Consider the following 8966-nt stretch of genomic DNA (forward strand, 5'->3'; position numbering starts at 1 on the left):
AACTGGATTCGAGAGAAAAGGTATTAAAGGCAGCCGAGCTTGCCATGGATAAAAAGGCAGAAGGGGTTGTCATTCTGAATATAGGCAAACTGTCATCCATTGCAGATTATCTGTTGATATGCAGCGCCGCATCGGACAGACAGGTACAGGCCATTACCAATTCAGTGGAAGAAGGGCTTAAGAAAAAAAAGGTAAGGCCTTTAAGCATAGAAGGTGTCCGTGAAGGGCACTGGGCTTTGATAGATTATGGCGATGTGATTGCGCACATCTTTCTTGAGCCGGTAAGAGAGTTTTATAACCTTGAAGGCCTCTGGCCAGAGGCTCCGAGAGTTGAGATAGAGTGAGACCTGTCATACTTATTGTCCTCGACGGCTGGGGTATAAACCCGCAAAAAAAAGGGAATGCCCAGCTCCTTGCAAAAACTCCATTCATAAGTAAAATCTTTAAGGAATATCCTCATACGGAATTGGAAACATCAGGCCTGTCAGTGGGACTGCCGAAAGGCCAGATGGGGAATTCTGAGGTGGGACATCTTACTATGGGCGCGGGAAGGATTGTTTATCAGGAGCTTACCAGAATAGATAAAGAGATAGAGACCGGGGCATTCTTCAAAAACAAAACCCTGTTGGAATCCATGTCTGCAATAAAAAAGAAAAACAGCGCGCTCCACCTTATGGGGCTTGTGTCGGACGGCGGCGTTCACAGCCATATAAATCACCTCTTTACATTATTGGATATGGCCAAACAAAATGGTTTAAAGAAGGTTTTTATCCATGCGTTTCTGGATGGAAGAGATACATCGCCGACCAGCGGCAAGGGCTATATTGAGCAATTGCAGGCGCATCTTGATAAGACAGGCATTGGCAGGATAGCCACAATCTCCGGCCGCTACTATGCAATGGACAGGGACAATCGATGGGAGCGTGTAGAAAAGGCATACAAGGCATTGGCACTCGGCGAAGGAAGGCTATCGGCAAATCCTGTTGAGGCGGTTCTTTCAGCCTATGAGAAGGGCGAGACCGATGAATTTGTGATGCCTGCTGTCATAATGAGCAATAATAAGCCTGTGGCTGTAATAAAAGATGGAGACGGGATAATCTTTTTTAATTTCAGGGCAGACAGGGCAAGGGAGCTGACAAGGGCGTTTACGCAGGAAGGATTTAAAGGATTTAACAGGGAGAATAAGTTAAATTTATCCGCCTATGTATGCCTTACAGAATACGACGCAACATTTAACATCCCTGTTGCATTTCCCCAGCAGAGTTTAAAAAACATCCTCGGCGAGCTTTTGAGCAAAAATAATATAAAACAGCTAAGGATAGCAGAGACAGAAAAATATGCCCATATAACCTTTTTCTTTAACGGCGGGGTAGAAAAACCCTTTCTCATGGAAGAAAGGGTACTCATACCCTCGCCGAGGGATGTCCCGACCTACGACAAGAAACCTGAAATGAGCGCATATCTGGTTACAGATGAACTGGAAAAGAGGATAAAAAACGGAGACTATAAATTTATTCTTGTGAACTATGCCAACGGCGATATGGTGGGGCATACAGGGATTATGGACGCCGCTGTCAAGGCGTGCGAGGTTCTGGATGGGTGCCTTGCAAAGGTCGTAACTGCTGCCGGAGAAAAAGGATGGATTACGCTAATTACCGCGGATCACGGAAATATTGAGCAGATGATAGACTACGACACGAATGATGCCTATACAGCCCACACAACAAACCCTGTACCGTTTGTATTGATAGACAATGAGAGGAAAAATGTACGCTTAAGAAAAGGCGGCCTGTCCGATGTAGCCCCTACCATACTTGATTTAATGGGCATTGAAAAACCTAAAGATATGACAGGAAAATCACTGGTAAATTGCAGATAGAATTCCATTGCAATTTACGTTAAGAAATACTATAAACATAAGAAAATCACTATAAACAACATCTGGAGAAACATTTGAAAAGGCTATTATTAACCATTCTTTTAATCAGTTTTTACATTGAAGGCTGCGTAAGTGTAAATATCCCCGGACCAGGCCCCCTGACTGAGCATGTAGTAGGCGGCAAAGGGGCCGACAAGATCCTTATCATAGATATATCCGGGATTATTCTGGATAAGGAAGAAGAGAATTTTATGGGGTTTAAGACAACGCCGCGTCTGACTGCGAGGATAAGAGAAGAACTTGATAAGGCATCGGAGGATAATAGTGTCAAGGCTGTGGTTTTGAGGATAAACACACCCGGCGGCGCTGTAACTACCTGCGACATAATAAATCACGAGCTTAAAAACTTTAAGAAAAAAACCGGAAAGATTATTGTGTCTGAGTTTATGGATATAGCTGCATCAGGCGGATATTATATTGCGGCAGCCTCTGACAGGATAGTGGCGCATCCGACAAATATTACAGGCAGCATCGGTGTAGTAGCTTACAATATCAATGCCAGCGGCCTTCTTGAAAAGATAGGCATATCCAATGAAACCATAAAGTCAGGGGATAAAAAGGATATAGGCTCTCCATTAAGGCCGATAACATCTGAGGAAAGAGAGATTCTGCAGGGGATTATAGACAGCTTATACAAAAGGTTTCTTGATGTGGTTTCAGAGGGGAGAAAGGAAATTGCAAGAGAAGAGCTTAAAAGGATTGCAGACGGCAGGGTCTATACTGCTGAGCAGGCCCTTAAAATAAAACTCATTGACCATATAGGTTATCTTGACGATGCCATAGAGATTTCAAAAGGCATGGCAGGCATCAAAGATGCTACGATAATTACCTACGCAATGCCCAGTTCTTATAAAAGCAATATCTATGCTGCACAAAATATGCCCAATACCGTTAACCTTTTAAATATAGACGCAGGTGGTTTTATGGGGCTTCCTGGCATGAGATTTATGTACCTCTGGATGCAGTAAGAGGCACATCGGCTTACAGCAATCTGCTATCTACTGTCAGGGGTTTTAAAATTTTGCTTCCTGCAGTAGAGAAGAAACCAATCTTCAGAATTCCAAACAATTTAATTGCTCATCCGCGCCAGATAATGGAGGTAGACATAATGCCATGAAAATGCCTGTATTGTTCATAGGACACGGTTCGCCTATGAACGTCATGTTAAAAAATGATTTTACCCACAGCCTTGCTGAATTAGGGAAAAGCCTGCCAAGACCAACCGCGGTAATGGTTATTTCAGCGCACTGGTTGACAAGCGGCGCTACGCATGTTGGATGCATGACAAAACCGAGGACAATCTATGATTTTTATGGATTTCCTGATGAGCTGTATCAAATGGATTATCCGAGCCCTGGTTCACCCAGTGACGCCAAATTTGTCACCAAATTGATTAAGAAAGCGCCAGTAACGTGTAACAACGATTGGGGATTGGACCACGCCGCATGGGCGATTTTAAAACATATTTATCCAAAAGCAGACATTCCCGTATTTGAAATGAGTTTGGATTATTCTTTCAATGAATGGCGTCCTAAACCAATCCAGTATCATTATGATCTGGCCTCAGAGCTTGTGGAGTTAAGAAAAAGGGGCGTTCTGATTATCGGCAGCGGCAACATAGTGCACAACCTTGGCCTGATTAATTTCAAGGCTATGGGTGCAAAGCCATATGATTGGGCTGTTGAGTTTGATGAAGAGGTGAAATCAAACCTGCTCAGCGGAAATCATAAAGATTTGATAGATTATAAAACCATGGGCAGGGGCGCTTCCTTAGCGGTTCCTACGCTTGACCATTATTTACCCATGATATACGCGATTGCCTTACAGGAAAAAGGAGATGCTTTCAAATTCATTTTTGAAGGGTTTCAACATGCCTCAATATCCATGAGATGTTTTCAGATAGGATGAAGGCGGAGTATCGCAATGGCGCATTCACCAAATGCAGGCGTGTTAGAAAATAGCACGAAAATGCATCGAAGCCATTGAGGAGGCCGGGTAGTGCATCAGGGTTTGGGAGGTAGAATAGGTAGAAAAGGGGGCGGTTCTAATTAGTGAGCATGAACAACCGTCACTTTTACTTTTATTTCTTTTGTTTGCCTTTATTTGCCCTGTCTTACGCGATTAGCCTGAAGGAATTTGTGAGATTTGAGTAGTATGTTAAATATCTTGAAGAAAATAGAGAAAGGGGGTGAACGCAGGTTTGCTAAAAAGTCGTACAAAATTATTTAGTTCTGATAAGTAAGTAATCTAATATGAAAGGAGGAGAGCTATGAAAAATATTTTAAGCATATTATTTGCAGTAATCGTATTGGCTGGTCTTTCATCGGTGTCAATGGCGGAGGGTAAAGAGAAAGGCATAAAAACAAAATCCAAGGAGGAGCAGATAAAAATTGCGCAGAGTGCCGCACCTACAAATATCTCGAAAGATGCAACCATCATGATTTTTGGAGTGGATGGTAAGCTGGTGGAGGCAAAGAAAGGGACTAATGGTTTTACCTGCATTCCTGAGATTGAAGGTCAGGAGACGCCTGATCCGATATGCGTAGATCCGGCTGGCTGGCAGTGGCTGAGCGATGCTATGTTTGGTGCGGCAAAACCAACCAATACGGTGTCCGGTATTGCCTATATGGCCCGCGGGGGATGGCACTGGGAAAAGGACGGAAAGATTACCCCAACAACAAAGAGTGAACCTGGCGCAAAAAGAGTTAAGGAACCGCCTCATTGGATGGTGATGGGACCTTTTGATTCAAAGGCCAGCGGCCTGCCGTCACTACCGAGTAAGCTCGGTACTTATGTTATGTACGATGGTACTGCATACTCTCATTTGATGATTTATCAAGACCCGAATAAGATGAAATAAAGGAATATGAGGGCGTTAATAGTTGGGCTTTTGGCCTAATTTGAGAATGTTAAAAGCCCCATTGAGGTTTCAATGGGGCTTCGATTTTTCTGGCTCCCAGGGAGGGATTTGAACCCCCGACCCGGTGGTTAACAGCCACCTGCTCTGCCCCTGAGCTACCTGGGAATACGCAAACAATTCAAACCACAATATACTAATATTTCCATAAGGGAAAATCAAGCCATTTTACAAGTTAATTTTTTTATTTATGGGCAAGATGAATTTTAATACGGTCTATTCTCCTCTTTATTCCAAATACCTCCCCAAGAGGTTTTGTAAATCTTTTTCTCTCGTGCGGTTTTGAATATTTGATGTAGACTATGCCCATGCCTGCAACAAATGTCCCTCCAATAAGGTCGTTTATAAGATCCCACATCGTATTGTCAAGGCCGTTTTGCGTGTCTTTAGCAAATATCTTATCAACGGCAAATTCCCCTATTTCCCAAAACCCGCCGACTGCCATTGCAAATATGATTGTAAATAATCCGACAAACGGCAGCGTCAACCTGAGTTTTTTTGTGTAGTGGAGCGTATAGACAATCATGAATGCAAGCATGGAAATAACCGCTGTGCCGTAGATATGCAATATCTTGTCCCATACCCAGAGCCTGTCATAGAATTTTAACAAGTCACCGAAGAATGTATTCAAAAATATCATGAGGGTTATTAAGAGGTCTAATTCGAACGGAAGGGTTATGCGGTAATTTCTTTCAACAATGCTCGGCAGAAGCGATAGGATTATTGCAATGGCTGTTGCAAATCCAAAGAGATAGCTCCCTTTATAAATCACATAGGGGAGCATGCCTATCATTATAAATTTCATAAGCCAGGAAAGCGCAGTGCTTATGGAGATGTTAAGCCAGCCGTTGTTTCTCATTTTTTAAAAAGCTCTAATTCATTCTCAGAGTTTTCGCCTGCAACTTGCTTCTCCTCTTGCTCATGGTATTTCCCTTTATAGATATACCGCTCATACAGTTTATGATAGCTTGTCCAGTTGGAGGGCATCTCCTTTTCTTTTTCAATCAATGCCTGCATGGACTGAACCTTGGAATCCATATCGTCCAGATAATAGAGTATGATAGCCTCTATTGTCTTTGGTCTTTTGGGCGAGCCAAACTCAAGATAGCCGTGGTGGCTTAAGAGCATGTGTTTCAAAAGTAAGGCCGTTTCTTCCGGAAAATCAGATATACCCTCAAGTTTTTTATCTATTATGCCTATGCCGATAGTTATATGGCCGAGAAGCCTACCTTCATCCGAATAGTCGCATGCCCTTTCGAACCTGAGCTCATGTATCTTGCCTATGTCATGAAGAATAGCGCCTGCAAGTAGAAGGTCTTTATTTATATTCTGATAATGCTTTGTTACACCCTCAATAAGTCCACACAAAGAAAGTATATGCTCAAGAAGACCGCCGAGATATGCGTGGTGCATTGATTTTGCAGCAGGCGCAAGCTTAAGGAGATTTATAATTTCTTCATCTTCTAAGAAAGCGGTTAATAACTTTTTAATAGAATTATTCTTAATTCCGGTTACTATAGATTTAAGTTCTGCCATCATCTCATCCGGTTCTCTCCCGGATGCAGGCAAAAAATCTCTTACCGTCACCGTGTCTTCATCTGCCTTTGCAATATCTGATATATTTAGCTGAAGCCTGCCCTGATAGGCAATCGCCGAACCCTTTACCTTCACAAAATCATTTCTTTCAAACTTTTTTGAGAGGTCTTCAGCATCATCCCATATTCTTGCCTCCATATCTCCTGTCCTGTCCATAAACTTTATATTAAGATAGGGCTTGCCGGTTTTACTCATACCCATCTCTTTTTTTGCAACAAGAAATATGTCCTCAAACTTATCCTTTTCTTTTACGTCTTTTAGAAAAATCTTTTTCATGATATGACTCCTAAACTTAAAAACCATTTTACATATTGTTTTATGCCTTCCTCAATCTGCACCTTTGGCTCATAACCCAAAAGCCTCTTTGCCTTGCTGATGTCTGCGTATGTTACAGACACATCGCCGGGCGCAGGAGGAAGATATTTAATCTTTGCCTTTTTCACAAGGATTTTCTCTATCAAAGAGATGAGATAATTTACATCAACAACCCTCGACTCTCCAAGATTTATTATCTCGTATGGAAAGGGCTTATATATAGATGCCAGAATTCCCTGCAATATATCTGATATACAGGTAAAGTCCCTTTTTGCAGTTCCATCGCCGTTGACAATAATCTCTTTATCTTCCCATATAAGGCGGGTAAATTTTGCAATAGCCATATCAGGCCTGCCCCGCTCTCCATATACTGTAAAAAATCTTAAGGCTGTTACAGGAATTTTATAGAGATGTGAATAGGCAAAGGCCATTAGTTCACTTGCCCTCTTTGTTGCCGCATACGGCGAGATGGGCTGAGATATCGGGTCATCTTCTGAGAATGGCACTTTACTGTTTATACCGTAAACAGAAGACGACGATGCAAAGACAAAATTCTTTACCGGATGTTGTTTGGCTGCCTCCAAAAGATTTAAGGTTCCAAGACAGTTCACATCTTCATATAATACAGGGTCTTGCAAGGATGGCCGGACGCCAGCCCTTGCTGCAATATGGCATATAACATCAATGGAATTCTCTTTAAAGATTTTATTTATTAAAGCCTTATCCCTTATATCTCCTCTGTAGAGTTTGAAATTCGGGCTGACAGCGGCTTGTTTAAGATTTGCCTCTTTTATATTCGGGTCATAGAAATCATTAAAATCATCAATGGCAATGACCCTTTCGTTTTTCTCTAAAAGCCTGTCTGTAAGATTTGAGCCTATAAATCCAGCAGCGCCGGTAACTAAGATGTGCTTGTGCATGGAGGGCAAGATAGCATATTAAAAGGAATTGGGTCAAGTTTTAGATTTTTTTTGCGGCAACTTTGACAACAACCTTGACAACACGGGATGGCTTGCCAGCCGCCAATTTGGGGGCATGGCCGTCTTCAGGATAGAGCGCCGCCAGTTGTCCTGCCTGCAGATAGACAGGTGTTATTTCTTCCTTTGGCACTGTGCCAAAACATATATCCTTTTCCATATCATATGCTTCTGTAATAGTCATTCGCTCAACCGGAGCCCAGCCAATAACCTCTTTGCCGGAAACGATATACTGGATGTCAATATACTTTCTATGATATTCAAATCTTGGGATATCCGTCTTTATCGTTTCATACCGCTGGACAAGGGCAAACACATCCTGCCCATCTATATCCACCCTTCCGTCAGCCATGTTGTGAATATCCGGCCTCCGCAAAAACTCAATCGCCTTTTTGAAAAAAGCAGTCTTTGAAACCTGATGCTCCATGTGGTTAATGTCCGTAACAATCATGGTGTGTGGCATAACGACCCAGCTAAGCCGCCGCTGCGTAGCAGAGGTCGGCTGCAACGCCCTTGTTAGTCTAATGGCTGTTCCTCTATTATTTACCTAACTACAAAATAAGGGCGAATTTTTTCAAGTTTTTTTTGGCCAATTCCTTTTACTTTTTGCAAATCATCTACGCTTTTATAAGGACGTCCAGCGATAATTCTTGCAGCAAGAACAGGGCCTATTCTCTTGATAGACTGAAGTTCTTTTTCGGTGGCGGTGTTTAGGTCAAGTAAGCCTTGCGGGGATTTGGCTTTTTTTACCTGGTTCTGTAGTTCCTGCAATTCCTGCTCTTCACTACGTTGTTTGGCACGAAGTTCAGTAATTTGATCAGGATCACTCTCCGACCAAATGCCAATGCGTTTTATCATGGCTGAAGTCTCTAAATCACGAAGTCTTTCGACCATTTCATTATGTGTTATGCCGTTGGGCGTTTCCCTCCCTATACCGTGAGTACGGGCAAAACCATTTTTAACAAGTAGACTCGCCAAATCATTTCCATCAGATGTAATGATGAATCCATATATGCGGCCTTTTGCTGACCTTCCCAAAGCGCTTGCAAAGGCTGTATGAACAGTAAAAGGTTTGGCAAGTATATGGACTTCCCCCGAATTTAAGGACACTAAGTTAGGTTAGGCTACCATAGATTCGAGCTCATAAGATACTGGAGAAAGATACCCCAGTGTTGAGTGACGTCTCTTTCGATTATAGAATATTTCAATATAATTAAAAATA

General features: G+C 42.4%; 11 protein-coding genes and 1 tRNA gene. 5 read left to right on the plus strand and 7 right to left on the minus strand.

The genetic code is table 11. From position 1 onward, the window contains the following. The first annotated feature begins 2 nt into the window (after positions 1 to 2). The 5 genes from rsfS to Q8P28_00755 all read left to right on the plus strand — a co-directional run bounded on the left by rsfS (position 3) and on the right by Q8P28_00755 (position 4799). On the plus strand, positions 3 to 344 hold the full coding sequence (gene rsfS / locus Q8P28_00735; GenBank protein ID MDP2681322.1) for a ribosome silencing factor: 342 nt from the start codon (positions 3 to 5) through the stop codon (positions 342 to 344). Next, positions 341 to 1879 carry a 2,3-bisphosphoglycerate-independent phosphoglycerate mutase gene (gpmI, locus tag Q8P28_00740; protein MDP2681323.1) on the plus strand — a complete coding sequence of 513 codons (1539 nt, stop codon included), beginning with the start codon at positions 341 to 343 and terminating at the stop codon, positions 1877 to 1879. Before rsfS ends, gpmI begins: the two co-directional genes overlap by 4 nt. A gap of 74 nt (positions 1880 to 1953) precedes the next feature. Beyond that, positions 1954 to 2907 carry a signal peptide peptidase SppA gene (gene sppA / locus Q8P28_00745; protein ID MDP2681324.1) on the plus strand — a complete coding sequence of 318 codons (954 nt, stop codon included), beginning with the start codon at positions 1954 to 1956 and terminating at the stop codon, positions 2905 to 2907. 145 nt (positions 2908 to 3052) lie between these two features. After that, positions 3053 to 3847, plus strand: a complete 795-nt coding sequence (gene ygiD / locus Q8P28_00750) for a 4,5-DOPA dioxygenase extradiol (protein ID MDP2681325.1) — start codon at positions 3053 to 3055, stop codon at positions 3845 to 3847. Positions 3848 to 4208: 361 nt separating this feature from the next. After that, a complete protein-coding gene (locus Q8P28_00755; protein ID MDP2681326.1) occupies positions 4209 to 4799 on the plus strand; it encodes a hypothetical protein in 591 nt (196 codons plus the stop codon). A 90-nt stretch (positions 4800 to 4889) separates the two neighbouring features. On the opposite strand, the gene Q8P28_00760 is transcribed toward Q8P28_00755, so the two are convergent. The 7 genes from Q8P28_00760 to Q8P28_00790 all read right to left on the minus strand — a co-directional run. Further along, positions 4890 to 4964: transfer RNA gene (locus Q8P28_00760), tRNA-Asn, on the minus strand. 76 nt (positions 4965 to 5040) lie between these two features. Then, complete coding sequence (locus Q8P28_00765; protein MDP2681327.1) at positions 5041 to 5715, minus strand: hypothetical protein; 675 nt, start codon at positions 5713 to 5715, stop codon at positions 5041 to 5043. Further along, the gene (locus Q8P28_00770) at positions 5712 to 6728 is read right to left on the minus strand and encodes an HD domain-containing protein (protein MDP2681328.1); all 1017 of its coding nucleotides are present in this window, start codon (positions 6726 to 6728) and stop codon (positions 5712 to 5714) included. Before Q8P28_00770 ends, Q8P28_00765 begins: the two co-directional genes overlap by 4 nt. Next, a complete protein-coding gene (locus Q8P28_00775; protein MDP2681329.1) occupies positions 6725 to 7687 on the minus strand; it encodes a GDP-mannose 4,6-dehydratase in 963 nt (320 codons plus the stop codon). Before Q8P28_00775 ends, Q8P28_00770 begins: the two co-directional genes overlap by 4 nt. A 40-nt stretch (positions 7688 to 7727) precedes the next feature. Beyond that, the gene (locus Q8P28_00780) at positions 7728 to 8207 is read right to left on the minus strand and encodes a YhcH/YjgK/YiaL family protein (protein MDP2681330.1); all 480 of its coding nucleotides are present in this window, start codon (positions 8205 to 8207) and stop codon (positions 7728 to 7730) included. Between the two features lie 80 nt (positions 8208 to 8287). Beyond that, on the minus strand, positions 8288 to 8782 hold the full coding sequence (locus tag Q8P28_00785) for a helix-hairpin-helix domain-containing protein (GenBank protein MDP2681331.1): 495 nt from the start codon (positions 8780 to 8782) through the stop codon (positions 8288 to 8290). A gap of 81 nt (positions 8783 to 8863) precedes the next feature. Then, the coding region (locus Q8P28_00790; protein ID MDP2681332.1) for an IS3 family transposase at positions 8864 to 8966 on the minus strand (103 nt) is incomplete at its 5' end.

Source organism: Deltaproteobacteria bacterium (assembly GCA_030690165.1).
Taxonomy (GTDB): domain Bacteria; phylum Desulfobacterota; class GWC2-55-46; order UBA9637; family UBA9637; genus JACRNJ01.